The 24022-nt window shown below is 66.6% G+C and carries 22 protein-coding genes and 1 pseudogene; 15 read left to right on the forward strand and 8 right to left on the reverse strand.

The window, feature by feature from the left end; all coding sequences use genetic code 11:
- The first annotated feature begins 52 nt into the window (after positions 1-52).
- Positions 53-1063, forward strand: coding sequence for an NAD(P)-dependent oxidoreductase (locus ACNPP0_RS06455; RefSeq protein WP_448705348.1), 1011 nt, complete (start codon positions 53-55; stop codon positions 1061-1063).
- Positions 1064-1069: 6 nt separating this feature from the next.
- The gene (locus tag ACNPP0_RS06460) at positions 1070-2296 is read left to right on the forward strand and encodes an MFS transporter (protein WP_448705349.1); all 1227 of its coding nucleotides are present in this window, start codon (positions 1070-1072) and stop codon (positions 2294-2296) included.
- A 69-nt stretch (positions 2297-2365) separates the two neighbouring features.
- Here the strand turns inward: ACNPP0_RS06460 and ACNPP0_RS06465 are convergent, their stop codons facing one another.
- From ACNPP0_RS06465 to ACNPP0_RS06480, 4 genes are all read right to left on the reverse strand, one after another.
- Positions 2366-3265, reverse strand: coding sequence for an NAD(P)-dependent oxidoreductase (locus ACNPP0_RS06465; RefSeq protein WP_332611616.1), 900 nt, complete (start codon positions 3263-3265; stop codon positions 2366-2368).
- 34 nt (positions 3266-3299) lie between these two features.
- Positions 3300-4307 carry a Bug family tripartite tricarboxylate transporter substrate binding protein gene (locus ACNPP0_RS06470; RefSeq protein WP_448705350.1) on the reverse strand — a complete coding sequence of 336 codons (1008 nt, stop codon included), beginning with the start codon at positions 4305-4307 and terminating at the stop codon, positions 3300-3302.
- Between the two features lie 84 nt (positions 4308-4391).
- Positions 4392-5771: an MmgE/PrpD family protein gene (locus ACNPP0_RS06475; RefSeq protein ID WP_448705351.1), complete on the reverse strand. Its 1380-nt coding sequence runs from the start codon at positions 5769-5771 to the stop codon at positions 4392-4394.
- Positions 5772-5860: 89 nt separating this feature from the next.
- Positions 5861-6907, reverse strand: coding sequence for a Bug family tripartite tricarboxylate transporter substrate binding protein (locus ACNPP0_RS06480; protein WP_448705352.1), 1047 nt, complete (start codon positions 6905-6907; stop codon positions 5861-5863).
- 134 nt (positions 6908-7041) lie between these two features.
- Here ACNPP0_RS06480 and ACNPP0_RS06485 point away from each other — a divergent pair, with 134 nt between their 5' ends.
- Positions 7042-7914, forward strand: coding sequence for a LysR substrate-binding domain-containing protein (locus tag ACNPP0_RS06485; RefSeq protein WP_448705353.1), 873 nt, complete (start codon positions 7042-7044; stop codon positions 7912-7914).
- Positions 7915-7952: 38 nt separating this feature from the next.
- Here ACNPP0_RS06485 and ACNPP0_RS06490 read toward each other — a convergent pair whose 3' ends face one another.
- The 3 genes from ACNPP0_RS06490 to ACNPP0_RS06500 all read right to left on the reverse strand — a co-directional run bounded on the left by ACNPP0_RS06490 (position 7953) and on the right by ACNPP0_RS06500 (position 10370).
- On the reverse strand, positions 7953-8930 hold the full coding sequence (locus ACNPP0_RS06490) for a Bug family tripartite tricarboxylate transporter substrate binding protein (protein WP_332611608.1): 978 nt from the start codon (positions 8928-8930) through the stop codon (positions 7953-7955).
- A gap of 115 nt (positions 8931-9045) precedes the next feature.
- Complete coding sequence (locus ACNPP0_RS06495; RefSeq protein WP_332611606.1) at positions 9046-9960, reverse strand: NAD(P)-dependent oxidoreductase; 915 nt, start codon at positions 9958-9960, stop codon at positions 9046-9048.
- Positions 9957-10370, reverse strand: coding sequence for a carboxymuconolactone decarboxylase family protein (locus tag ACNPP0_RS06500; RefSeq protein ID WP_046804811.1), 414 nt, complete (start codon positions 10368-10370; stop codon positions 9957-9959). Before ACNPP0_RS06500 ends, ACNPP0_RS06495 begins: the two co-directional genes overlap by 4 nt.
- A gap of 228 nt (positions 10371-10598) precedes the next feature.
- Here ACNPP0_RS06500 and ACNPP0_RS06505 point away from each other — a divergent pair, with 228 nt between their 5' ends.
- The 11 genes from ACNPP0_RS06505 to ACNPP0_RS06555 all read left to right on the forward strand — a co-directional run bounded on the left by ACNPP0_RS06505 (position 10599) and on the right by ACNPP0_RS06555 (position 22361).
- Positions 10599-11819 carry an ABC transporter substrate-binding protein gene (locus tag ACNPP0_RS06505; protein WP_332611604.1) on the forward strand — a complete coding sequence of 407 codons (1221 nt, stop codon included), beginning with the start codon at positions 10599-10601 and terminating at the stop codon, positions 11817-11819.
- A gap of 49 nt (positions 11820-11868) precedes the next feature.
- On the forward strand, positions 11869-12729 hold the full coding sequence (locus ACNPP0_RS06510) for a branched-chain amino acid ABC transporter permease (protein WP_332611603.1): 861 nt from the start codon (positions 11869-11871) through the stop codon (positions 12727-12729).
- Positions 12726-13703, forward strand: coding sequence for a branched-chain amino acid ABC transporter permease (locus ACNPP0_RS06515; protein ID WP_448705354.1), 978 nt, complete (start codon positions 12726-12728; stop codon positions 13701-13703). Before ACNPP0_RS06510 ends, ACNPP0_RS06515 begins: the two co-directional genes overlap by 4 nt.
- Positions 13696-14436: an ABC transporter ATP-binding protein gene (locus ACNPP0_RS06520; protein ID WP_448705355.1), complete on the forward strand. Its 741-nt coding sequence runs from the start codon at positions 13696-13698 to the stop codon at positions 14434-14436. Before ACNPP0_RS06515 ends, ACNPP0_RS06520 begins: the two co-directional genes overlap by 8 nt.
- Positions 14433-15146 (forward strand): ABC transporter ATP-binding protein, encoded by a 714-nt coding sequence (locus ACNPP0_RS06525; RefSeq protein WP_448705356.1) that lies wholly within the window; start codon positions 14433-14435, stop codon positions 15144-15146. The genes ACNPP0_RS06520 and ACNPP0_RS06525 overlap by 4 nt, the downstream gene beginning before the upstream one ends.
- Before the next feature lie 117 nt (positions 15147-15263).
- Positions 15264-16004: a GntR family transcriptional regulator gene (locus tag ACNPP0_RS06530; RefSeq protein ID WP_332611595.1), complete on the forward strand. Its 741-nt coding sequence runs from the start codon at positions 15264-15266 to the stop codon at positions 16002-16004.
- The gene (locus ACNPP0_RS06535; RefSeq protein WP_448705357.1) at positions 15949-17256 is read left to right on the forward strand and encodes an alpha/beta fold hydrolase; all 1308 of its coding nucleotides are present in this window, start codon (positions 15949-15951) and stop codon (positions 17254-17256) included. Before ACNPP0_RS06530 ends, ACNPP0_RS06535 begins: the two co-directional genes overlap by 56 nt.
- A complete protein-coding gene (locus tag ACNPP0_RS06540; protein WP_448705358.1) occupies positions 17253-18065 on the forward strand; it encodes an N-acyl homoserine lactonase family protein in 813 nt (270 codons plus the stop codon). The genes ACNPP0_RS06535 and ACNPP0_RS06540 overlap by 4 nt, the downstream gene beginning before the upstream one ends.
- A gap of 86 nt (positions 18066-18151) precedes the next feature.
- Positions 18152-18652, forward strand: a complete 501-nt coding sequence (locus ACNPP0_RS06545; protein WP_448705359.1) for an RNA polymerase sigma factor — start codon at positions 18152-18154, stop codon at positions 18650-18652.
- Positions 18639-19706: a FecR family protein gene (locus ACNPP0_RS06550; RefSeq protein WP_448705360.1), complete on the forward strand. Its 1068-nt coding sequence runs from the start codon at positions 18639-18641 to the stop codon at positions 19704-19706. The genes ACNPP0_RS06545 and ACNPP0_RS06550 overlap by 14 nt, the downstream gene beginning before the upstream one ends.
- Before the next feature lie 240 nt (positions 19707-19946).
- A complete protein-coding gene (locus ACNPP0_RS06555; RefSeq protein ID WP_448705361.1) occupies positions 19947-22361 on the forward strand; it encodes a TonB-dependent siderophore receptor in 2415 nt (804 codons plus the stop codon).
- A gap of 32 nt (positions 22362-22393) precedes the next feature.
- Here ACNPP0_RS06555 and ACNPP0_RS06560 read toward each other — a convergent pair.
- Positions 22394-23327 (reverse strand): annotated as a pseudogene (locus tag ACNPP0_RS06560) (MBL fold metallo-hydrolase).
- 220 nt (positions 23328-23547) lie between these two features.
- Between ACNPP0_RS06560 and ACNPP0_RS06565 the strand changes: the two are divergent.
- The coding region (locus ACNPP0_RS06565) for a sigma-70 family RNA polymerase sigma factor (protein WP_448705362.1) at positions 23548-24022 on the forward strand (475 nt) is incomplete at its 3' end.

Genomic DNA, 24022 nt, shown 5'->3' on the forward strand with positions numbered 1-24022 from the left:
TCCTGCCCCCGGGGCCATTCCGGCCTGGGGCAAGGTGCCGAGGAATGCTGATATGACGACAAACGCAGTCTTGCTGATGGGTGGCACTGGTTCCATCGGCCGCTTGAGCGCCCGTGCTTTGCGGGCCGTTTACCCCGATGTCCCGTTGCTGATCGGCGGGCGCGATGCGGCAAAAAGTGCCGACGCGGCGGCCGAGCTGGGCAATGCCGAAAGCGTGGTGATTGACTCGCGCGCCAGCGATCTGGGGCTGGGCGAGCGGCCGGTAGGGGCCGTGGCCGTCTTTTACGCCGATGATCGATTGGCCGGCCTGCGCTTTGCGCAGCGACGCGGTGCGCCCCACCTGGGAATTTCTTCCGGTGTCTATGAAATTGCGCCCGAAGTTGCTGCGTACATGCAGTCGCCCGGCACCTGTGCCATCGTGCTGGGCTATGAATGGCTGGTGGGCGCCACCACCATCGCCACGTTCGATTGCGCGCGCGCCTTTGCGCAGCTGCACGACATCAAGATCGGCGCCCTTGTCGACGAGCAGGACGGCGGCGGCCCTGCCGTAGCCGAGGATTTCGAGCGCCTGAACCGCATGATGCCGGCCGCCTTGACGCTGCGTGATGGCCGCTACGTCTGGCGTGGCAAAGAAGACGCCCGGGCCGAGTTTCGCGCCATCGACGGCACGGTGATGCAAGCCCACGGCTTCTCGTCTATCGATGTGGCGGGTCTGGCCACGGCAACCGGGGCGCCCAACGTGCAGTTCAATATCGCAACCGGCGTCAGTTCATCGCGGCGGCGCGGTGAACCGAAATCGACCGAGATCATCATTGAGCTGGCGGGCAAAGGCCATGACGGCCGTGCGCTGCGGACCCGTCATGCGGTGTTCCACCCGCGCGGCGCGGCCCATTTGACGGCGCTGGGCGTCAGCATGATTCTTGAGCGGCTGGCCGGCCTGGACGGCAACCCGCCCACGCCGCCGGGGCTGCTCTTTCCCTTTCAGGTGGTCGATCACGGTACCTACCTGTCGCGCCTGCGGGCCGAGGGCGGCAGCATCATCGCGCTTGACCCCGTGCAGTAGGGGCCGGTGACAACCGCGTCAAAACCGGGCGTCGACGACATGGCCATCAACCCCAGCCGCTATCTGGGCATCACGGGCTTTGCGCTGATCGCCGCCTGCTACGGCTTCGCGCGGTTTGCCTTCGGGCTCTTACTGCCTCGGATCGACGCGGAACTTAGCCTGTCTTCGACCCTGAGCGGCTTGATTTCGGGCGCGGCATTTCTGACTTACTGCGTGGCAGTCATCCTGTCGGCCTGGCTGACCGAACGCCTCGGCCCCCGCTTTGTCGCCATCGGCGCGGCGCTGATTGCGGCGGCGGGCATGGCGGGTATCGCGGCGGCGCCCACGGCGCCTTGGCTGGCGGGCGCCGTCATGCTGGCCGGATCCAGCACAGGTTTGGTATCGCCCGCGCTGGCGGCGGCGGTTGCGGCGGGCGTTCCGCCTGGCCGCCAGAACGCCACCAACGCCTTCATCAACGCGGGCACCGGCGCGGGCGTGGCCTTGTCCGGCCCCGTCGCGCTGATGATGGGCGAGCAGTGGCGCGTGGCCTTCGCGGGCTTTGCCGCCGTGGCTTTCGGGTTGGCGTTTGCCGTGGCGTTCATCCTGCCCCGGCGCACGCCGGGCGCCACCACCGGCGCCACCACCACCGGCAACGGCATCCCGATGTTAAGTGGCGTCCTGCGGCGCTTGATCGCGGCGGCCTTCCTGACGGGCGCGGCCAGCACCGCGATCTGGTCTTTCGGAGGGCAGCTGGTCGCCCTGCGCTTGAACTGGAGCAGCACCGGCGCGGGCCTGCTGTGGACCGCCATCGGGGCTGCCGGGATCGTGGGCGCGAGCGCGGGGCACTGGATCGCACGGTTCGGCATTGACCGCGTGCACCGAGTGTTTCTGACGGCCATGGCCGCAAGCGTGCTGCTGGTCGGCATCGACGGCACGTCCGCGCCCTTGGCGCTATTGGGCGGCGCGCTGTTCGGCGTGGCCTACATCACGCTCACCGGCGCCTATCTGCTATGGGGCGTGTCGGCCCTGCCCCAGCGCCCCGCCGCCGGCGTGATGATTGCGTTTCTGGCGCTGGCCATCGGCCAGACGGCGGGCGCGGCGATCTTCGGGCTGCTGATGGACCGTTTCACGGCCAATCACGCCGTTATCCTTTTTGCCGCCCTTGCCTTGACGGCAGGAGTCGCACGGGCCGAGACCGCCGACGATGCCCAGCGCCGCCGATTTCCGGCGTGCAAGAAACAGTCGCAACGATAATTTACGAACGCGCCCGACGACTCGCTGCAACGGGGCAAGCAGGCCGCCTATCTGCCGCCCTTCCCGTTCTTAACCCCTGGCGCGGATTTTCACGCCTGCCCAATCTTCAACCATCCGCGCCACGTCGGCGTAGTCGGCGTCTCGGCCATGGATAGCGGTGGTCATCACCAGCATCTCGCGCACTGACGAGCCCACGACCATGGGCACGCCATGGCGCTCGGCTTCTTCCAGGCACAGGCGCACATCCTTGTGGGCAAGGCGCGCAGCAAAGCCGACGTTGAAGGTGCCGGTCAGCACCGCACGGGGGAACTTTTCCAGGGTGGCCGAATTGCGGCCGGACCCGGCGTTGATGACGTCCAGCATCACGCTGGGGTCCAGCCCGGCCTTGACGCCCAGCGCCATCGCCTCCGACGTAATGGCCACGGCGGTGGCGGACAGCAGGTTGTTGGCCAGCTTCATGACTTGGGCCTGGCCGGCTTCGGCGCCCAGATAAAAGGTCTTGCCAAAGTGGCTCAGCACCTCGCCCAAGGCGTCGTAGCGCGACCGGGGGCAGGCCACCATGATGGCCAGCGTGCCGCGTTCCGCGCCGGTGGGTCCGCCGCTGATCGGCGCATCCACGTAGTCGATGCCCTGGGCAGCCAGCGTGTCGTATGCACGCCGCGCCGCCACCGGCCCGACAGTGGATAGATCCACCACGCACTTGGCGCGCGATGCACCCGCCAGCCCGTGCTTACCGCCTAATACCTCGTCCACCACCTTGCCGTCCGGCAGGCTCAAGAACACCACATCGGCCGCATCGCCAACGGCGCGCGGGGTGTCGTGCCCCTCGGCGCCCAGCGCTTCCAGTTGCTGGCGCACGGCTGAATCGGTATCTGCAACGTGCAGCGTATGGCCGGCCTGGATCAAGCGTCTGGCCAGGGGGTTTCCCATGTTGCCCAATCCGATGAATCCGTAAGTTGTCTTGCTCATTGTTGTTCCTTGGGGCGATGCCGGTGGCGGCGCATCAGCGCGGTTGCAGGCCAATTTGTGTGGCCAGTTCGGAAAACTGCTGTTGGTCTTGTTGCAGGACACGCGCGAAGGCGGCCGGGCTGCGCTCTTGTGCTGACGGAACGCGCGCCGCCAAGCTGTCGATGCGCGCCTTGAAGTCAGGCGACTGAACCGCTTGGCTCAGGACCCGCGCCAACTTGTCCACCACGGCGTCGGGCGTGCCGCGCGGCGCCACCAGGCCATTCCAGATCTGCATATCGAACTGCGGGACCCCACCCTCGGCGAAGGTGGGCACGTCGGGCATTTGCGGCAAGCGCTTGGGCGATGCCACGGCAATGGCCTTGATCTGCCCGGCTTTATGCAGGGGCAGCATCGTGACGGTCTGGTCCAGCACCGACTGTATGGTGCCGCCCATCAAGTCGGTGATCGCGGGGCCCGACCCGCGATACTGCACCAGCTGCGCCTGCACGCCCGCCATGCGCAGGAACATCGCTTCGGCCAGGTGCGCGGTGGTGCCCGGCCCGCCGGAGCCGAAGTTCATCTTGAGTTCGCCGCTGCGCATGCCCGCCAGCATCGACGGCAGGTCCTTGATACCGCTTTGATTGCTGACGCTAAGCACCATGGGCACGTTGGCGACGGTGCCGACGGCCTTCGTGTCCTGCACGATGTCCAGGCCCGCCTTGGGATAAAGCAAGGGAATCAGCACCATGGATTGATTGCTGAACATCAGGGTGTAGCCATCCGGCGCCGAACGGGCCAGACGCTGAAATGCCAGCAGGCCACCCGCGCCGGTGACGTTTTCGACCACGAAAGTGGTTTTGGTGACCTTGCCCAGTTCGGTGGCGACCAGCCGCGCCAGCGCGTCCACGCTACCGCCGGGCGCAACGCCGACCATGATGGTGACGGGCTTGGATGGGTAGGCGTCCCCGGCGCTGGCGGCCTGGGCAAGGCCTGGGCCCAGGCCCAGGCCCAGACCAAGCCATAGTGCCGCGCCCGACAAGCGGGATGCGATGCGTCGCTTCATGTCGTCTCCTCCGTTCAGCGGCGATGCGGTGTCACGCCGCGTTATCGATCTGCGATCTGCGATATGCGTTATGCGATATGCGCCTCAGCGCCGGCGCAACAGGTCCACCAGCGTGCCGACGCCGCCCGCTTTGTCCAGATCCAAGATGGCTTGCAAGCAGCCGTCGGTGGCGCTGGGCGGCAGCCCGCCCAGCGGAAACAGGTGCAGGAATTTGTCGCGCACGTCTTGCCAGTCGATGCCGCGCGCGCCAGAGCCTCGGGGGGCACGGCACGTCGCGCGATGCACCGCGCCGTCGCGCAGGATGATCGATACCGTGCCGCCGTGGCGGTGGGGAAAGCGGTCGGGTAACGGCGGCGGGTCGGGATCGAATTCGACCTTGTCCTGCAAGGCCGCGATGACGGGGTCCGCCATTTTGGTCTCGTCCATGTGGGCCCAGCCAAAGCCATCGTCGGCAATGGCGGCGGCCACGAAGTAAGGCAGGCTGTGCGCCGCGTCGACCAGATTGCGCGGATGGGGTTCGCCTTTGAAGTTGGTCCATTGCACGGCGGCCGACACCACGATGCGGTCAATGTTGGAGGGCCGGACGGCGCCGGCGCGTGCGGCGTCGGCCGCCGCTTCGGCGCATGCGTGAAAGGGGTGCGCGCCCGGCATCAGCTTGATGGCCAGGTCGGTAACGATGTCCCAGGATTCCCCCCAATCGCGCACGATGTCTTCGCGCGCCTGCCCGCCCAGGGCATCCAGCAACCCGCGCGGCGCTTCGAAGATTCCCAGCTCGCCCTCAAACCCGCGCTGCGCCGCGAGTGCGGCGCGTATGCCCGCGCCGGCGGCCTGGCCGGCGTGATATTCCCGCGCGCAGCTGGTGTCCGCCGCGATCGCCATGCCGCTGGCTGACGTCGCCGCCAGCGCGATGGCGTGCGCCAGTTGCAAGGCGTCAAGGCGCAGCAACAAGCCCGCGGCCACGCAGGCGCCGAACACGGTTGACCATGATCCGTGAAAGCCGCGTTGCATGCGGCCCGGGGTCAGGGATTCATCAATGCGCCCCGCCACTTCGTAGCCCAGCACCATGGCAGCCAGCACATCGCGGCCGCTTGCGCCCTCTTGCTGGCCCACGGCCAGTGCCACGCTGGACACGATGGTGCCGATGTGCGCGATGCTGCGCATGTCGCTGTCGTCGGATGCGGCTGCGTCGCTGGCCACGGCGTTGGCGCGCGCGGCGGCGGCCAGCGGCAAGCGCCGGCCGTCGAACCACAGGCTGGCGGCGGGCGTGCCGCCGTCGGCCAGTTCGATGTCGCGGATGATGCGGGCCGATGCGATGCCATAGCCCATCGCGGCGCTGGCCAAGGTGCTGGCCAGGCTCATCTTGGCGTGTTCAAGCGCCAGGGCGGGCAGCGCGTCGGCGGGCGTGGACATGACAAGGTCCGCCAAGTGACGCGCCAGCGGGCGCGCCTTGGAAAGAGATTGCACAGTGGTTTCCTTGAAGAGTGCGTGGCGGGGGCGTTACCGCGCGGCCATTACCGCCGTGCCATTAGTGCGGTGCCGTCATTGCGCGGCTGTCATTGCGCGGCCGTTCCCAGTTCTTTCAGCACGGGAACCCATTTGGCAAGATCCTGGCGCACCAGGGCCTCGAAGGCGGCCGGCTTGGGCAGCGGCGTGTCGGGCAAGGTAAAGCCCTGTCCGATCAGCTTGTCGCGCAGCGCCGCCTGGCTCATGACCTTGTCCAGCGCGGCATGCAGGCGCGTCGACACGTCGGCCGGCAAGCCCGCCGGACCGACCAGGCCCCACCACAGCGTGACCGAGTAGTTCGCCAGGCCGCTTTCCTGCATCGTGGGCACGTCGGGCAGCAGCGTGGAACGCTTGGGCCCGGTAACGGCCAGCGCCCGCAGCTTGCCGCCGCGAACCAGCCCGATAGCCGCCGGCAGGTTGTACAGGCCCATGTCCACGTCGCCGCTGATGATGGCGCCCAAGCCTTGGGGCGCGCCGGTGTATGGCACGTGCAGCAGCGGCTTGTTCAGCATTTGCGCCACGGTGGCGCCGGCGATGTGGTGGCTGGTGCCCACCCCGCTTGAGGAATAGCGAAAGGACTCGGCGGGCTTGGCCTTGATGGCGGCCAGCAGCGACGGGGCATCCTGGTACGGCGATTTTGTGTCAACCACCAGCAGGTTCTGCACGTCGGCGATTTCACTGACGAACGTGAAATCCTTGATGGAGTCGTAGCCGGGCGATTTATAAAGCACCTGGTTGTTGACGAAGGTGCCTTGCGCGGCGATGCCCAGCGTGTAGCCGTCCGGCTTGGCACGGGCAATGTCAACCGTGCCGATGGTGCCCCCGGCGCCGCCCTTGTTATCTACCACCAACGGTTGACCCAGCTGGTCGGACAAGGCGGACGCGACGACGCGCGACAGCGTATCGGCCGCGCTGCCCGCCGCGAAAGGCACGATCAGGCGGATGGGTCGTTCGGGGTAGGCCGCCTGCGCGCCGGCGGCCCACGATGCCGTGCCGAAGGTCAGCCCCAACGTCACCGCGCACATCAAGCCCAATGCCCCGCGAAACCGGGGTAGCGGCGCCAAGACGCCAGCCCGCCGTCGAAAAGATCCGTCCATGCGTGTCTCCTCCTTGTGGCGCCGCACTGCATGCGGACGCTTGATTTAGTTTTATCAATCAAGGCAGACTGTAGGCGCGTTCTTTCTCAGCGTCTGTCGAAACTTTTTGATCGACCATTGAGTTGTTTTCAATCATGCACAAACTCAGAAATCGCCTGGGCCCGCTGCGGGTTCTGGATGCCGTCCACCGAGGCGGCGGCGTAGGGCGCGCGGCCGAATTGCTGCACGTCACGCCCGGCGCGGTCAGCCACCAACTGCGCCGGCTGGAAAGTGATCTGGGGGTGCCACTGGTGCAAAAGGACGGCCGCGACATCGCCTTCACCACCGTCGGCACCGAGCTTGCGCTGGAGGCCGCCGAACTTTTCGACCAACTGGAAGCAGCGTTGGCCAGGGCGGCCGAGGCCGGCGCCAACCGCCGCATCCGCGTCAAGGTGATTCCCAGCTTCGCCATCAAATGGCTGATGCCACGGCTGGGATCGCTGTATGCGCAACACGCCGATATCGACATTGAAGTGGCCACGGTGGCACGCGCCGATGACACCGAATTGCACAACGCCGATTTCGTCGTGCGTTGCGGCAACGGCCACTGGCCCGGCCTGCGGGCCGACTTGTTATTTCCGGATGAGCTGGTGTTGGCGTGCTCGCCCGCGCTGGCCAGCCGCGTGCATCGTGCGCAAGACGTGCTGGGCGAAACGCTGCTGCAATCCATGATCGCGCCCGACTGCTGGGACCGCTGGCTGCTGTCGGCGGGCTTGAGCGCACGCAGCGACACCCGTTTCATCCCGCTGGCCAATGCCGTGCTGTGCTTGCAAGCGGCGGCCGAAGGCCTGGGTATCGCGGTCACGCAACGCGCCTACATCACCCATGACTTCGCCACCGGCCAGTTGGTCCAACCCCTGGCCCATACCGCGCGCAGCAGCAACGGCTACTACCTGGTCAGCAAACCCGACCGCGCCGCCACCGCGCCGTTCAGCACGTTTACCGATTGGCTGATCAGCGTGAAGTAGGCGCGCGCCGGGCCTTGATGCGGACTGCCCTGCCGCGATCAATTCACGGTGATGTTCGCTTCTTTGATCAGCTCGGCGAAGCGCGGCACATCCTTTGCGATCAGCGCCTGGAACGCAGACGCGCCCTGCTGCTTGGCGTCCGGGGCCTGCGCGGCAAGCTTGTCCAGCGACTCGCGGACCCCGGGGCTTTTCAAGGCCGCCGCCAAAGCCTGTTCCAGCCGCGCAATCACGGCGGGTGGCGTACCGGCCGGTGCGGCGATGCCGTTCCACACGCTCATGTTGAAGTCGGGCACACCGCCTTCCGCAAACGTGGGCACGTCGGGAATCTGCGGCAGGCGCGACGAGGCGGCTACCGCCAGCGCCGTGACGCGCTTGCCTTCATGGATGGGTATCATCGTGACGGTCTGATCGATCACCGCGTCCACCGTACCCGCCATCAAGTCGGCAATGGCCGGACCGGCACCCCGATACGGGACCTGCATGCCCTGCGTATTCGTCACATGCAGGAAGTACGCAGCAGCGATATGGCTGGTGGACCCCGACCCCGCGTTGCCGAAGTTCACGTCCGCGCCGTTCTTCTTCAAGCGCGCCACGAAATCAGGCAGCGTGGCGATGCCGCTTTTCTTGCTGACGGACAGCACCATCGGCACCGTGGCAACCAGCCCGATGGCGCTCATGTCGCGGCGCGGGTCGAACTTGGCTTTGGGGTACAGCGACGGCGCAATGGCCAGCGACCCCATGTTGCCGAAGGTGATCGTGTAGCCGTCGGGCGCGGCGCGGGTCACGCGTTGATTGCCGATCATGGTGCCGCCACCGCCCAGGTTTTCCACGACGACGGTCTGGCCCAGGTTCTCGCCCATGGCTTGCGCCACGATGCGGGCCAGCCCGTCGGTGGACCCGCCCGCCGCGTACGGCACCACCATCGATATGGCGCGCGTGGGATAGTCTTGCGCCAGGGCGTTAGCGCCAAGCGCGATCAGGCCGGCGCCCAGGGTCGCCAGAAAAATCTTCTTCATGGTTTGCTCCTCGCTATTTGTGCCGGCAACAGCCGGCCCTCCGCCTTGTCTTGGCGGTTGGGGTGATGCAGGTTGCAAGGCGGCGCGGCGGCTGCCGCGCCGTGATGGAGACGGCCTAGCTTTTCCTGGCCGACAACTCCACGCCGGCCAGTTGTTCGGACAGGCGCGCCACGGCGGTGTGGTCCTGGCCCTTGCCCAGCGTCTTGCCCGCCGACGCCCAGAGCTCGCGGCACAGCGAGGCAAACGGCGTGGGCGTGCCGGTATCGGTGGCGATGCCCAGCGCAATGCCCAGGTCCTTGACCATCAGGTCCAGGCCGAAGCCGGAATTGAATTCCCGCGACAGCACAAACTGCTTGAACTTCTTCTGCGTGGAATTGTTCATGCCGGTGGACGCGTTCAGCACGTCCACGATCACGTTGGGGTCCAGGCCGAACTGCTGGCCGATGATCATGGCTTCAACGCCGATCAAAAACCCGCCCGCCGACACCAGGTTGTTCAACGCTTTCATGGCATGGGCGCTGCCGACCTCGCCCACGGGGGTAATCGACGTGCCCATCGCGGACAGCGCGGGGCGCACCCGTTCCAGCGTGGCGGCGGGGCCGCCGAACATGATGGACAACTCGCCGGTACGCGCGCGCGGCACGCCGCCCGACACGGGCGCGTCCACCATCTGGCCACCGGCGGCGGCCACGGCCTGGGCCAGCCGCTGCGTATGCGCCGGCACGCCCGAGCTCATTTCCACCACGACGCTGCCAGGGCGCAGACCCGCCAGCGCACCCTGGTCGCCGCCCAGCACCTGTTCCACGATGGCGCTGGTGGGCAGCATCGTGACGATGATGTCGGACTGCGCCGCCAGTTCGGCGCAAGTGGCGGCGGCCTGGCCGCCGACCTCCTGCGCGAATTTATCGGCCTGGCCGGGCACGGCATCAAACACCGTCACCGCGAAGCCCGCCTGCACCAGCCGCGCCGCCATCGGCCAGCCCATGCTGCCGATGCCGATCAGGCCCACGCGTTCTTGCGATGCGCTCATGCTTGCTGCTCCTTGAAGGCGCCCTCTTCTTCCAGCACCTGGTTGGCCACCTTGAAGGCGTCCAGCCCGGCGGGGATACCGCAGTACACGGTGGCTTGCAGCAGGATTTCCTTGATCTCTTCAACCGTCACGCCATTGGTCAGCGCGCCTTTGACGTGCAGCTTGATTTCGGCCGGTCGGTTCAGCGCCGTCAGCATCGCCAGGTTCAGCATGCTGCGCGTTTTCTTTTCCAGGCCGGGGCGGCCCCAGGCGTAGCCCCAGCACCATTCGGTGGTGATGTGCTGGAAGGCCATCATGAAGTCGTTGGCGCGGGCCAGCGAACCATCGACATATTCGGCGCCCAGCACTTCGCGGCGCAGCTTCAAGCCTTGGTCGAACAGGGCTTGGGTTTCGGATTTGGTGTCTGCCATGGGTTCCTCGTTGGTGATGGTGACGGGTGTCAAACCGGGTCTGTGTCCGGTCGCGGGTTTGTCTGGAGTCGGTTCTAGTTTGTCTGATTGTCAGGCAAGTTTCGTCCGAACGTCAATAGTCGGATTGTCAGACAATATTCTTGACTGCTTAAAGTTTGAGCACAATAATGCGGCAAAGCGCCGGGCTGGCTGCCGTGCGCCCCCAACCACAAAAGCCAGGAGACAACCATGAAAAGCTTCCCCAAACAGGCCGTGCGCCACGGGCGCCGGGAATTTGTCGCGGGGCTGGGCGCGGCCGCGCTGGCGGCCACCCTGCCCGGCCGGGCGCTGGCGGCGCCAGCCGACATCAACGTCGGGGTGATCCTGCCCTTGTCAGGCGCGAATGCGCAGTTCGGCATCAATTCGCGGCAGGGCCTGGAACTGGCCGCCGACGAGATCAATGCGGCAGGCGGCATCAAGGCGTTGGGCGGAGCCAAGCTGAAACTGATCATCGCGGACGCCACCTCGCAGCCCACCACCGCCGCCACCGTCGCGCAGCGCCTGATCACGCAGAACCGATGCGTGGCGCTGATCGGGGCCTATGCCTCGTCCTTGACGCTGGCCGTGTCGGAAGTGACCGAACGCCGTGGCATCCCGCTGCTGACCATGTCGTTCTCGGATGTGTTGACCGAGCGCGGCTTCAAACACATCTTCCAGGTTGTCTCCAAGGGCTCGGTGCTGGGCCGCGCGCAATACGACTATGCGGCGTCCGTCGTGGCAGGCGCGTCAGACATCAAGAAAATCGCGCTGCTGTACGAAGACACCGCCTACGGCACGTCACAGGCGATCGGTGTGCGCAACGCGGCCAAGGCGGCGGGCGCGCAGATCGTGCTGGACGAGGCCTACCCGTTGGGCATCACCGACGTCACGCCGCTGATCAGCAAGCTGCGCGCGTCCGATGCGCAAATTGTTTTCCCGATTTCGTATCTGAACGACAGCCTGTTGATCATCCGGGTGATGCGCCAGCAACGCTTGACGGTGCCCATTGTCGGCGGCGCGGCGGGCTATGTGATTCCCGACTTCGCCAAGGCGCTGGGGCAGTATTCCCAGGCCGTGCTGTCGATTGCGCCGGCCAACTACGACCAGGCGCCGGAATATACCGAGCGCTATCGCAAGCGCTTCGGCACCTTCATGCCGCACGAGGCGCTGGAGCACGCGGTGTGCGCGGGCGTGCTGGCGCAGGCGCTGGAGGTGGCGGCGTCCGACAAGCCCGAGGCGGTGTCCAAGGCGCTGCGCGCGCAGAAATACGACCAGGGCTGGGCGGGCGTGATGTCGGGCGGCGGCGTGCATTTTGACGCCAACGGATTGAACACGCTGGCGCAGCCGATCATGGTGCAGTGGCAGAACAACGAGCTGGTCTCGGTGTGGCCCAAGGCGCTGGCCAAGGGCGCCGTCATCGCCGCCCGCTAAGCACGCGCCGGACACAAGGCAGCTTACGAACCAAGCACAAGGGACAGTCATGCAATTCTTGCAGGCGCTGGTGGACGGCATTCTGCTGGGCGGCGTGTACGCGGTCATCTCGATCGGGTTGACGCTGGTCTTCGGCGTGGTGTCCATCGTCAACTTCGCCCAGGCCGAGTTTCTGATGGTGGGCATGTTTGTCGCCTACTTCGCCTGGAAACTGCTGGGGCTGGACCCCTTGCTGGGGTCCTTGCTGTCATTCGCGGTGGCCTTCGTGCTGGGCGTGCTGACGCAAAAGTTCCTGATCAACCGGGTGTTGAAGGCGCCGGCGGTGGCGCAGATATTCCTGACGGTGGGCCTATTGATCGTCATGGAAAACCTGGCGCTGATCCTGTTCGGCTCGGAATTCCGCTCGGTGCAGACGCCGTATCAGATGACGGCGCTGGCGGTTGGCCCGATTCTGCTGAGCGCACCGTACCTGCTGGCCTTCACCGTGGCGTCGGTGGCCGGGTTGACGCTGTGGTGGGTGCTGAAGAAAACGTGGTGGGGCATGGCGGTGCGTGCCACGGCCCAGGACCCGATGGCGGCGCGGCTGTCCGGCATTTCCACGCACCGCGTGCATCAGCTGGCCTTCGGGCTGGGCGTGGGCATGACGGCATTGGGCGGCGGCATCATCCTGCCCTACCTGACGGCGTCCACCACGGTCGGCGCGCAGTTCAGCGTGCTGATGTTCACGGCGGTGGTGCTGGGCGGGCTGGGCAGCGTATTGGGCGCGGTGGTCGGCGGCGTCGCGGTTGGCGTGATCCAGTCGCTGTCGTCGCTGGTGTTGCCCATGCAGTTGCAGAACCTGGTGCTGTTCGCCATCTTCATCCTGGTCCTGGCGGTGCGCCCGGAAGGTCTTTTGAAAAGGGCTGCATGATGGCGACCATTCGACAATTCCTGCCATGGGCCGCGTTGGTTGCCGTTGCGCTGGGCGCCCCCTGGCTGATGGAAGACCAGGGCTACGGCATCCGCGTGCTGACGCTCGTGCTGCTGTTTGCCGCCATGGGGCAGTCCTGGAACATCGTGGGCGGGCTGGCCAACCAGATATCGCTGGGGCACGCCGCGTTCTTCGGTCTGGGCGCCTATACCTCTACCCTGCTGCTGCTGCGCTACGGCATTTCGCCCTGGCTGGGCATCGTGGCGGCAATGGCCGTTGCCGCGGTGGCCGGCGCGCTGCTCAGCCTGCCGACCATGCGGCTGCGCGGCCATTATTTCGCGCTGGCCACGCTGGCGTTCGGCGAGGTGCTGCGCGCGGTGGCCAACACCTGGGCATCGGTGACCGGCGGGCCGGTGGGCCTGTCGATTCCGTTTGCAGAAGGCGCGGCGCAGATGCAGTTCAAGTCCAGCATCCCGTACTACTACCTGATGCTGGGCGCCGCGCTGGTCACGTCGGTGGTCTTCGCGCTGATCAGCCATTCGCGCCTGGGCTACCGCCTGCGCGCCGTGAAGGCCAACCCGCAGGCGGCGGAAGTCATCGGCGTGAACACGGCGCAAACGCGCATTCTTGCCGCCGTGATCTCGGCGGCGTTGATGGGCGCCTGCGGCACGCTGTACGCGCAGTTCATCTATTTCTTCGACCCCGACACGGTATTTTCGCTGGTGGGCATCTCGGTGCGCGTGGCGCTGATCTGCATCATCGGCGGCGTGGGCACGGTGGCGGGCCCGCTGATCGGCGCACTGGTCATCATCCCCCTGGAAGAAGTGTTCAACGACTGGCTCTCGGGCCACACGGCGGGCGTATCGCAACTGGCCTTCGGGCTGATCCTGATCGCCATCATCCTGATCGAGCCGCGCGGCCTGTCGGCGCTGTGGACGCGGCTGCGCAACTTGAGGCGGGGCCAGCATGCCTGACATCCTGAAGGTATCGAACGTGCAGCGCCGCTTTGGCGGCTTGAAGGCCGTGGACGATGTGTCGTTCAGCGTGGCGCGTGGCGACATCCTGGGCCTGATCGGCCCGAACGGCGCGGGCAAGACCACCTTGTTCAACCTGCTGGTTGGCCTATATGCCGGCCAGGGCGGCCGCATTGAATTGGACGGTGCGGACGTCAGCGGCCTGCGCCCCCATCAGATCGCGGCGCGCGGCATGACCAAGACTTTTCAGAACGTGGCGCTGTTTCCTGAAATGACGGTGCTGGACAACGTGCTGGTGGGCGGCCTGCTGCGCCACGACGTGCCGCGCGCGCGCCAGGTTGCGCGCAGCAACCTGGACCGCGTCGGCCTGTCCGCCATTGCCGCCAAGCCGGCCGGCGAGCTGTCGTTTCCGGAGCAGGCCCGGGTGGAACTGGCGCGTGCGCTGTGCACCGATCCCAAGGTGTTCTTGCTGGACGAGGTGATGGCGGCGCTGAACGAATCCGAAATGGACGCGCTGCTGGATCTGATCCGCACGCTGCGCGACGAGGCGGGCATCACGTTCATCGTGGTGGAACATCACATGCGCGCCATCATGCGGTTGTGCAACCGTATCCTGGTGCTGTCGTTTGGCCAGAAAATCGCCGAGGGCAGCCCGGCCGAGATCGCCTCGGACCCGACGGTGATCGAAGTCTACCTGGGCAAATCCATGGAACAGTCGGAGGCGGCGGCATGAGCCTGTTGCAGATCCAGAACCTGACCGCCGCCTATGACCGCAGCCCGGTGCTGCACGAGGTGTCGCTGGACGTGCCCGAGGGCGGCTTCATCGCCGTCGTGGGCGCCAATACGGCCGGCAAAAGTACGCTGCTGCGCTGCATATCAGGGCTGCTGAACAAGGTCAGCGGCAGCATTCTGTTTGACGGCCGCGACATCCTGCGCTTGCCGCCGCACCGCATTCCGGAACTGGGCATCGCGCACGTGCCCGAAGGCCGCCACGTCTTTCCGGACATGACGGTAGAAGAAAACCTGTACCTGGGCGGCTACACGCGCCGCCGCGACATGGCGGGCCTGAAGCGCGGTTGCGACCGCGTCTACGCCCTGTTCCCTCGCCTGCTTGAACGGCGCCGCCAAGCGGCCGGCACGCTGTCCGGGGGCGAGCAGCAGATGGTGGCCTTTGGCCGCGCGCTGATGCTGGAACCCCGGCTGTTGTTGCTGGACGAGCCCAGCCACGGTCTGGCGCCCAAGATCGTCGAGGAAATGCACCAGGCCATGATCGACATCCACCGCAGCGGCCTGACCATCTTGCTGGTGGAACAGAACACCCGCCTGGCGCTGTCGGTGGCCGAACACGCCTACGTGCTGCAATCGGGGGCGATGGTGCTGTCCGGCCCCAGCGGCGCGCTGCTGGAAGACAGCCGTGTGCGCGCCGCGTACCTGGGGTTATAGCGATGACCAGCCGGCGGGATATATTGCGTCTTTACGTTGAACCGGCGGTGCGCCGCGGCCGGGCCAAAAGCCCCTGTCGCCGCCTGCGCGCACCGCTACGCAAAGCGAGAGACAGCCATGCCCCCTAACGGCGCAGTATTTGAAAAACCGACCACCCTGCGCACCCGCGTCGAGGAATTCCTGCGCGCCTCCATCATGGACGGGCGCATCAAGGGCGGCGAACGCCTGCGCGAAGCGGAACTGTGCGAACAGCTGAACATCAGCCGCAGCACGCTGCGCGAGGCGCTGCGCACGTTGGAAGCCGAACGGCTGATTTCGATCGAACCGCACCGCGGCCCGACGGTGGTGCGCATTACCGAGAAGGCCGCGCGCGATTTGTATTCGCTGCGCGCGCTGCTGGAAGGCTTTGCCGCGCATGAATTCGCGCGGCTGGCCAGCGACCCCGACGTCGAACGCCTGCGCAAGGCGGTGGACGCGCTGCACCGCCAGGCCAAGGGCAGCAACAAGTCCGCCTTGCTGGCGGCCAAGCGCGATTTCTATGACGTGCTGCTGTCGGGCTGTGACAACGATCTGATCAAGGACATGCTGCCGGGCCTGCTGTCGCGCATCAATCTGCTGCGCGCCACGTCTTTCGCGCGGCCGGAACGGCTGCCGGAAAGCATGGCCGAAATCGACCACATCTTCGAGCGCATCCAGGCTCGGGATGCCCAAGGCGCCCAGACCGCCGCGCAGAACCACATTGTGAATGCGGAACGCACGGCGCTTGAAGTGCTAAGGCGCCAACAAGAGGAGACATCCACCCGTGAAGGCGATCGACCAGGAACTGAGGGCCGCGGCGGCCCTGGCGCAGCAGGATAGCGAATTCATCGCGGCCACCCGGGGCCTGCCCAGCGCCATCTGGCTGCAAGTGGGCACGCAGCCGGACGACCGCATCCCTGCCTGGGCCGGCCAACCCGCCGCCCCGTCGCAGTGCCTGGTCATCAGCGCGCCGCCGGACACCTGGCGCAAGCTGCTGCAACCCGCCCCGCCACCGGGTTATCACTCGTTCACCGCCGCGCAACGCCAGGCCCATGGCTTGCGCGTCAAAGGCGACGCGCTGGCCATCGCGCAGGCGTTGCATGCCCTGGAACGCTTGTTCGAGTTGTTGCGCGGCCAGCATGACGCGGCGCCCACTTTGCTGGACCGCAGCGCCATCGCCGGCCATTACGTCAACCTGGACCTGGGCACGGCTGACCGGGGCGCGACAGACCGGGGCACGAGCGACCGGGGCGCGACCGACCGGGGCGCGACCGCCCGGGGCACAACCGCCACCTCTCTATACGTGGAAACCAGCGGCCTGGCGGACGGCCCTCCGCTGCTGATGCTGCACACCGCCGGCGCCGATTCGCGCCAGTATCACGCACTGATGGCCGATGCCGACCTGCGCCGCCAATGGCGCATGATCGCCTTCGACATGCCCGGCCACGGCCGCAGCATGCCCTTGCCCGGCCAGGCCTGGACCGAAGCGGGGCTGACGCAGGACGCCTATCTGCGCACCTGTCTGGCGGTGATCCGCCAGGTGGTGGGCGCGCCCGCCGTCTTGCTGGGTTGTTCGATGGGCGCGGCGATGGCGCTGGTCGTCGCCGCCCGCAGCCCCGACGACGTGGCCGGCGTGGTGGCGCTGGAAGCACCGTACCAGGCCAGCGGCCGACGCACGCCGATGCTGTGCCATCCCCAGGTCAACCAGGCGGCCCACAACCCAGCCTACGTGCGCGGGCTGATGGGCCCGGCCGCCACGCTGGACGCGCGCCGGGATGCCGCCTGGATCTACTCGCAAGGCGGCTTCAACATGTATGCCAACGACCTTTGGTTCTATAGCGAAGACTTCGATGCCGCCGAACACCTGACAGGATTGGACACGCGCCGCTTCGGCGTATCACTGTTGACGGGCGCCTACGACTATTCCGCCAGCCCGGACGACAGCCGCCGCGTGGCGGCGCGTATTCCTGGCGCGCGTTTCACCGAAATGCCTGAGCTGGGTCACTTCCCGATGGTTGAAAATCCGCAACGCCTGATGCAGTACCTGAAACCTGAACTGGACCACCTACGCGCCGCCAGGGGAATCGCATGACGCTGCCCAACCACGAAATCTATGCCTTGCGCTACGCCACCGTGGCCCGCCGCCGCAGCCAGAACTTCATTACCCCACCCGACCCGCACGACGGTCCCATGCCGATGGATTATTTCGTCTGGGTCATCCGCCATGACAAGCGGGTGTGGCTGGTGGACACCGGCTTTAACGAAGCCGCCGCGCAGGCACGCGGCCGGGAATTTTTGCGTTGCCCGATCGATGCATTGGAAGCGCTGGGCATCGCGCCGGCCGATATCCAGGATGTGATCGTCACGCACCTGCACTACGACCACGCGGGCAACATTCGCAAGCTGCCACGCGCCCGCCTGCACCTGCAGGAAAGCGAACTGCACTACGCCTGCGGCTGCAACATGCGCTTTGACATGCTGCGCCACGCCTACGCCGTTGAAGACGTGGTTGATGTGGTGCGCGGCGTGTATGACAAGCGGGTGGCCTTCTACCATGGCCACGACGAACTGGCGCCCGGCCTGCAACTGCTGCACATCGGCGGCCACACGCAGGGCTTGCAGGCGGTGCGCGTGCACACGGCGCGCGGCTGGGTGGTGCTGGCCTCCGACGCCAGCCACTATTACGACAACATGGGCCTGGACGCCCCCTTCCCCATCGTGTTGAACGTGGCCGACATGCTGGCCGGCTATGACACGCTACTGAAGTTCGCGGATTCCCCCGACCACATCGTGCCGGGCCACGACCCGCTGGTGCGCTTGCGCTACCCCGCCGTGGTGCAAGGCAATGCCGAAATCGTGGCGCTGCACCAACAGCCTTTACCCAAGCCCGGGCCCCGCTGACGCGCCGTCCATCACGCGGGCTCACCGAAAGACGCAAATGCATATTAGAATCAATAACTTTTCATTTGCCCTAGCGTTTTTCTCTCATGTCCCACCCTCCCAAGGCCAGGAAAGACTGGCTCGCCCATTACGCGGAGATGATCGGCAAATGGCGCGGTCGGGGGCACCAGGACGGCGAGGACGCCATGCACGACACCGTGGTGGGCATGCTTGAAGGCGACGTCGCGGCAATTTATGATCCCCGCGCCTATCTGTCGCGCGGCACCTCGAACCGCCTGGTCAGCAAGCATCGGCATGTCAGCACGCTGGAGATCACCTCGCTGGACGACATGGCGCGCGGCGACCACCCCGCCACGCCGCCCGCCGACGATGGCGTGCGGTTTCAGCAACTGGCCGACGAACTTACCCGCGCCCTTGAAGACCTGCCCCCTAAGTGCCGGCACGTCTATTTGCGTTGCCGGCTGGAAGGCTGGACGCATACCGAGATCGCGGAAGAAATGGGCCTGTCGCGCAGCATGGTGGAAAAATACATGACGCGCTCGGTGCGTCACATCAACGAACGGCTGCAACACCATGCCCCACTCTGACTCCGGCTACCCGAACCCCGGCCACGGTGGCGGCGACCCCAGGCACCCGCGCATGCCGCCGCACAATGACGACGGCGGCAGCGACGCGCTGGACCATCCCAGCGACGCGGCGCATTGGTTTGCGCGCATGCAGTCCGGCGAAACCACGCCGGCGGACCAGCAAGCCTTCGCCGCCTGGCGCGACGCCAGCCCCGACAACGACCGCGATTACCGCCGCCTGAGCGCCCAATGGGACGCCGTGCTGTCGCTGCCGCACGCGCGCCTGCGCGGCTTGATGGACGCCTCGCTGACGGCGCCCCGCCCGCCTGCGATGTCGCGGCGGCGCTTTGGCCAGCGCGTGGCGGCGGCCTGTGCGGTGCCGCTGGTGGCCGGCTTGGTGGCGGCGCCGTTCGTCTTTGACGGCAACGACACGCTGGTCAATTACGCCACGCGCAAGAATGAGCGGCGCGAGGTCACCTTGCCCGACGGCTCGGTGCTGAGCCTGAACGGCGACACTCGCGTGGCGGCCCGTTTTGGCGCGGGGGAAAGGCGGGTGGAACTGGAACAAGGCGAGGCCTTCTTCGACGTGCGGCACGATACGTCGCGCCCGTTCGTAGTGGTCGGCGGGCTGGGGCAAGTCACCGTCACGGGCACCCGGTTCAATGTGCGGCGCGACAGCGACCGTTTGCAGGTCAGCGTCGAATCCGGGTCCGTGCGTTTGCAGACGGGGTCCTCGTGGCGCCGGCGCGAACGCCGGCTGAGCGCCGGCCAGCAAGCCGTTGCCTACCCGGGCAGCACGTTAAGCGAGGTCGCCGCCGTCAATGTGCAGGACCTGACGGCGTGGCAGCGCGGCAAGATCATATTCAATAACGTGCCGCTGGCCACCGTCATCAGCGAGATGAACCGCTACCTGCCCCGGCCCGCCAGCCTGGACGCCCCCGCGCTGGGGCAACACCGCGTGTCCGGCATCTTCAGCGTGGACGACCCGCTGGCGATGATCGATGCGCTGCCGGCCATTGCCCCCGTCACGCTGGACCGCCAACAGGATGGCGCGATACGCATCGTGGCGCGTTGAGGGCGGCGCTGATCCCCTGGTCAGCCGACCTGCTGGTCCACTGGTCAGCCGATCCGCTGGTCCCGGGCGCGCCGGTCCTTTTGTAACACACCTGTTACACAATAATATCGATTCTTATTCCGGTTTTTGCGGGGCTCATGCGTCTAGACAGGAAGGGGCGGACCCGCCCCAGGGCATCCCTGCCCGTTTCCGTTGAAACCGGCGCGCCGTGCGGGCGCGCCTTCCACCGAGCTACCGATCTTGAAACCCGTATCTGCCCGACCCGCTTTGCGCGTGCCCTCGCGCGTGGTTCTCAGCGCGCTTGCGTTCTCGCTATCGCTTGCCTTCGGCATGGCGCCCGCCGCCCACGCGCAGGAAGCCCCCGTCAGCGTCAACATTCCCGCGCAGCCCCTGGGCGACGCGCTGTTGCAGCTGGGCTCACAGACTTCCTTGCAGATCTTCTATTCGCAGGACATTCTTGCCGGTCAGCAGGCACGCGCCCTGTCGGGCAAGCTGTCGCCCGAAGACGCGCTGCGCCAGCTGTTGCAGGGCACCGGCATCGAGTACACACGCAACGGCAACAACGTCACGCTATCGCGCCCCGCCACGGCCGGCGGCACGGTGCAGCTTGAAGCGGTAACCGTCACCGCCGGCATTCTGGGCGAGCTGGCCCCGCCCTTTACCGGCGGGCAGCTTGCCACGGGCGGCAGCCTGGGCGTGCTGGGTTCCGAAGACGTGATGGACACCCCGTTCAGCACCGTCAACTACACCTCGGAACTGCTGTACGACCAACAGGCCCGCACGCTGGCCGACGTGGTGGTCAACGACGCGTCGGTGCGCACCTTGACCTCCAGCGGCGGCTTTGGCGAAGACTTTCAGATCCGCGGCTTTGCCGTGGGCAGCGGCGACGTCAGCGTGAACGGCTTGTATGGCCTGGTGTCGTCCAGCCGCGTGCCGGTGCAGATCCTGGAACGCGTGGAAGTGCTCAAGGGCCCCGGCGCCTTCATGCGCGGCATTCCGCCCAACGGCAGCATCGGCGGCGCGATCAACGTGGTGACCAAGCGCGCCGAAGACGAACCGCTGGCGCGCGCCACGCTGGGCTATGCCAGCAAGGCAAACTTCACCGGCCAGCTGGACCTGGCCCGCCGCTTTGGCGAAGACAACGCCTGGGGCCTGCGCTTTAACGGCGTCAAGCGCGGTGGTGAATCCACGTTGCGCGACGGCAAGCAAGGGCTGGACATGGGCGCGCTGGGCATCGACTATCGCGGCGCGCGCCTGCGCTGGTCGGCCGACGCCATCCACCAGGAAGACGTGATCGAGAACTTTCGCTCGCAGATCGGCTGGCAGGCCAACGTGACCGAGCTGCCCTCGCCGCCCGATGGCGACATCAACTTCTACCCCGGCACGCGTCTGTCGCAGCGCGACAGCACGATCATGTCGCGTCTGGAATATGACTTCACCGACAACCTGACCGGCCACATCGCGGCGGGCTATCGCGATGGCAAGGTGCGGCAGATTTTCCCTGTCACCGTCAACATGGCCGGCGCGCGCCAGTCGGTGGACCAGGACGGCAACTTCAACGTCATGACGACGTACTACGACTCGTACTCGAAAACGCGCAGCGGCGACGCCGGCCTGACCGCGCGCTTTGCCACGGGCCCGGTCAATCACCGCGTGACGCTGGGCGCCACCTACATGAATCAGGAATTGGGCAACGCCTATTCCACCGGGTCGGCCATCGTGGCGTCCAACATCTACGACCCCACGCCCATTCCCGACGGCCCCGCCGTACGCCTGACGCCGCAAAAAGCGTCCGACACCACACTGACCAGCTTTGCGCTGGCCGACACGCTGTCCTTTGCGCAGGACCGCATCCTGTTGACGGCGGGCATCCGCCACCAGGTCGTGGATGTAGACAGCTACAACACCGCCGGCGCACGCACCAGCGGCTACCGGGCCAGCGCCAACTCGCCCATCGGCGGCATTGTCGTCAAGCCGCTGCAGAACGTGTCGGTCTACGCCAACTTCACCGAAGGCCTGACGCGCGGCACGATCGTGGGCGACACCTACGAAAACCGTGGCGCGGTGCTGGCGCCGTACAAGTCCAAGCAATATGAAACCGGCGTGAAGGTGGACTGGGACGGCAACATCATCACCACCCTGTCGCTCTTTCAGATCGCGCGCCCGTCCGGCCAGGCCGACGACAGCAACGTCTACGGCTACTTCGGCGAACAGCGCAACCGTGGCCTGGAACTGACCGGCTACGGCGAAGTGGTGCGCGGCCTGCGCCTGATGGCCAGCGCCGCCTTCATCGACAGCGAGCTGACCAAGACGCCCGGCGGCGTCAGCCAGGGCAACCGCCCGGCCGGCGTGCCCGCCAGCACCTACAACCTGGGGCTGGACTGGGACACGCCGTGGGTGCAGGGCCTGAGCCTGAACGGACGCGCCATCCGCACGTCGTCGGTCTACCTGAACAACACCAACACGCTGCGCCTGCCGGGCTACACGCGCTTTGACCTGGGCGCCCGCTACGCGACGCAGATCGCCGGCAAGGACGTCGTGTTCCGCGCCAACGTCGAAAACGTGGCCGACAAGAAGTACTGGCTGGCGTCGGGCTCTTTCGTGACGAACGCGGCGGGACGCACGTATATGTTGTCGGCGTCGATCAACTACTGATGCGGTAAGGCGGACCGGGCGACGCGTCGCAATCAGAAGTCCCAGATCACCGGGACCCAGCGGAACGCGTCGCCCGCGACCGCAATCCGGCCCACCGACGGAAACGGCAAGTGGGCCGCCACCAGCAGCCCACGGTTTTCCGCAAGCTCGCGGAACAGCCCGATGCGGACTTGGGCGGATACTTCGGGGTCGTGCTCAAAGCCGTTGTGCCAGTCCGGATGGTCAAAGCCCACGGGAAACATCGCGTCGCCCGCAAAGGTCAGGCGTTCACCCCCCGAGACCAGATCGACCACGCTGTGGCCTGGCGTATGGCCACCGGTGACGCGCACCGTCACGCCGGGCGCCACCTGGTGCTTGTCGTCGAACAGGCGCAGCCGGTCGCGGTATTCGTTATAGAACGCGGTGGCCGTGGTACGCAGCACGTCGGGCACCGGCCTGGGCATCACCGTCTGCGAAAAGTCGGGCGACGTCCAGAACGCGACCTCGGCAGCCGCCACGTGGATGCGCACGTCCGGGCGCAGACGCTTTTTCACATCGTCCACCAGCAGGCCACCGACGTGGTCCATGTGCATGTGGGTGATGATCACGTCCGTCACGGATTCCAGCGCAATGCCCGCGGAAGCCAGCCGCTGCGGAAACAGCCCGGCACGCGGGAAGCCGGGAAACTGCCCGCCCAGCCCCGCGTCGATCAAGATGGTTTGCTCGCCGCTGCGGGCCACCATCACGTTAAGCGGCCAGTCGAACGCATCGGGCGGCATGAACATGTGGTCCGAGCCAGTCCGCCAGGTCGGCGGGGTCGGCGTTGGTGGCCATCGTGGACGTGGGCAGGGGCAGCACGCCATCGCTGACGACCATCGCGTCGATGGCGCCGATGCGTACCGCGTAACGGGACGGGACCAGATCCACGGGGGTTTGGACGCCGGCATGTGAAGGGGGGGTGGTCAAGGGGGTATCGGTGCGAAACATGGCGAATCTCCTAAGTGGCTGGACAGCGTAGCCATCCTAGGCGCGGCCCGGGATGCGCGGTAGCCACGCAAGGTGAAGCGCCATGTTGCGAACCGCGCACCAATCCCCCGGCGGGGGCCGCGCCCTGCACGCCGTTGTGATGGCGGCCCCATTGCCACGGCAAAGTGCGGCAAAATACGCGGCTGCACGCCCCCACTTCTACCTGGCGTTTGCGTCCGACATGACCGATTCATTGCTTCTCTTCGAGCGTCACCGCCCGCGCCTGTTTGCGCTGGCGTATCGCATGCTGGGCGCGGTGGCCGAGGCCGAGGACGTGGTGCAGGAAGCATGGCTGCGCTGGCACGGCGCCGACCACGCCTTGGTGGAAAACGCCGAAGCCTGGCTTGTCACGGCCACCACGCGTTTGGCCATCGACCGCCTGCGCGCCGCCAAGCTGGAACGCGCCCAGTACACGGGCGTATGGCTGCCCGAACCCTTGCTGATGGCCGCGCCGTCCACCCCCGAACAGATCCACGAATTCGCGGACGATGTGTCCGTGGCATTTCTATTCATGTTGGAACGCTTGTCGCCCGACGCGCGCGCGGCGTTCCTGATGCACGACGTGTTCGATGCCGATTATGAAGACATCGCCGACACCCTGGGCAAGACGCAGGCGGCCTGTCGCCAGCTGGTACGGCGCGCCCCGCTGCAACAGC

It is taken from the genome of Achromobacter semiaridum (assembly GCF_053543755.1).

Excerpts from the sequence above, each read along its gene's own strand:
- ACNPP0_RS06455 (WP_448705348.1), top strand. The coding sequence starts at position 53 with ATGACGACAAACGCAGTCTTGCTGATGGGTGGCACTGGTTCCATCGGC.
- ACNPP0_RS06465 (WP_332611616.1), bottom strand. The coding sequence starts at position 3,265 with ATGAGCAAGACAACTTACGGATTCATCGGATTGGGCAACATGGGAAAC.
- ACNPP0_RS06470 (WP_448705350.1), bottom strand. The coding sequence starts at position 4,307 with ATGAAGCGACGCATCGCATCCCGCTTGTCGGGCGCGGCACTATGGCTT.
- ACNPP0_RS06480 (WP_448705352.1), bottom strand. The coding sequence starts at position 6,907 with ATGGACGGATCTTTTCGACGGCGGGCTGGCGTCTTGGCGCCGCTACCC.
- ACNPP0_RS06485 (WP_448705353.1), top strand. The coding sequence starts at position 7,042 with ATGCACAAACTCAGAAATCGCCTGGGCCCGCTGCGGGTTCTGGATGCC.
- ACNPP0_RS06490 (WP_332611608.1), bottom strand. The coding sequence starts at position 8,930 with ATGAAGAAGATTTTTCTGGCGACCCTGGGCGCCGGCCTGATCGCGCTT.
- ACNPP0_RS06495 (WP_332611606.1), bottom strand. The coding sequence starts at position 9,960 with ATGAGCGCATCGCAAGAACGCGTGGGCCTGATCGGCATCGGCAGCATG.
- ACNPP0_RS06500 (WP_046804811.1), bottom strand. The coding sequence starts at position 10,370 with ATGGCAGACACCAAATCCGAAACCCAAGCCCTGTTCGACCAAGGCTTG.
- ACNPP0_RS06505 (WP_332611604.1), top strand. The coding sequence starts at position 10,599 with ATGAAAAGCTTCCCCAAACAGGCCGTGCGCCACGGGCGCCGGGAATTT.
- ACNPP0_RS06510 (WP_332611603.1), top strand. The coding sequence starts at position 11,869 with ATGCAATTCTTGCAGGCGCTGGTGGACGGCATTCTGCTGGGCGGCGTG.
- ACNPP0_RS06515 (WP_448705354.1), top strand. The coding sequence starts at position 12,726 with ATGATGGCGACCATTCGACAATTCCTGCCATGGGCCGCGTTGGTTGCC.
- ACNPP0_RS06520 (WP_448705355.1), top strand. The coding sequence starts at position 13,696 with ATGCCTGACATCCTGAAGGTATCGAACGTGCAGCGCCGCTTTGGCGGC.
- ACNPP0_RS06525 (WP_448705356.1), top strand. The coding sequence starts at position 14,433 with ATGAGCCTGTTGCAGATCCAGAACCTGACCGCCGCCTATGACCGCAGC.
- ACNPP0_RS06530 (WP_332611595.1), top strand. The coding sequence starts at position 15,264 with ATGCCCCCTAACGGCGCAGTATTTGAAAAACCGACCACCCTGCGCACC.
- ACNPP0_RS06540 (WP_448705358.1), top strand. The coding sequence starts at position 17,253 with ATGACGCTGCCCAACCACGAAATCTATGCCTTGCGCTACGCCACCGTG.
- ACNPP0_RS06545 (WP_448705359.1), top strand. The coding sequence starts at position 18,152 with ATGTCCCACCCTCCCAAGGCCAGGAAAGACTGGCTCGCCCATTACGCG.
- ACNPP0_RS06550 (WP_448705360.1), top strand. The coding sequence starts at position 18,639 with ATGCCCCACTCTGACTCCGGCTACCCGAACCCCGGCCACGGTGGCGGC.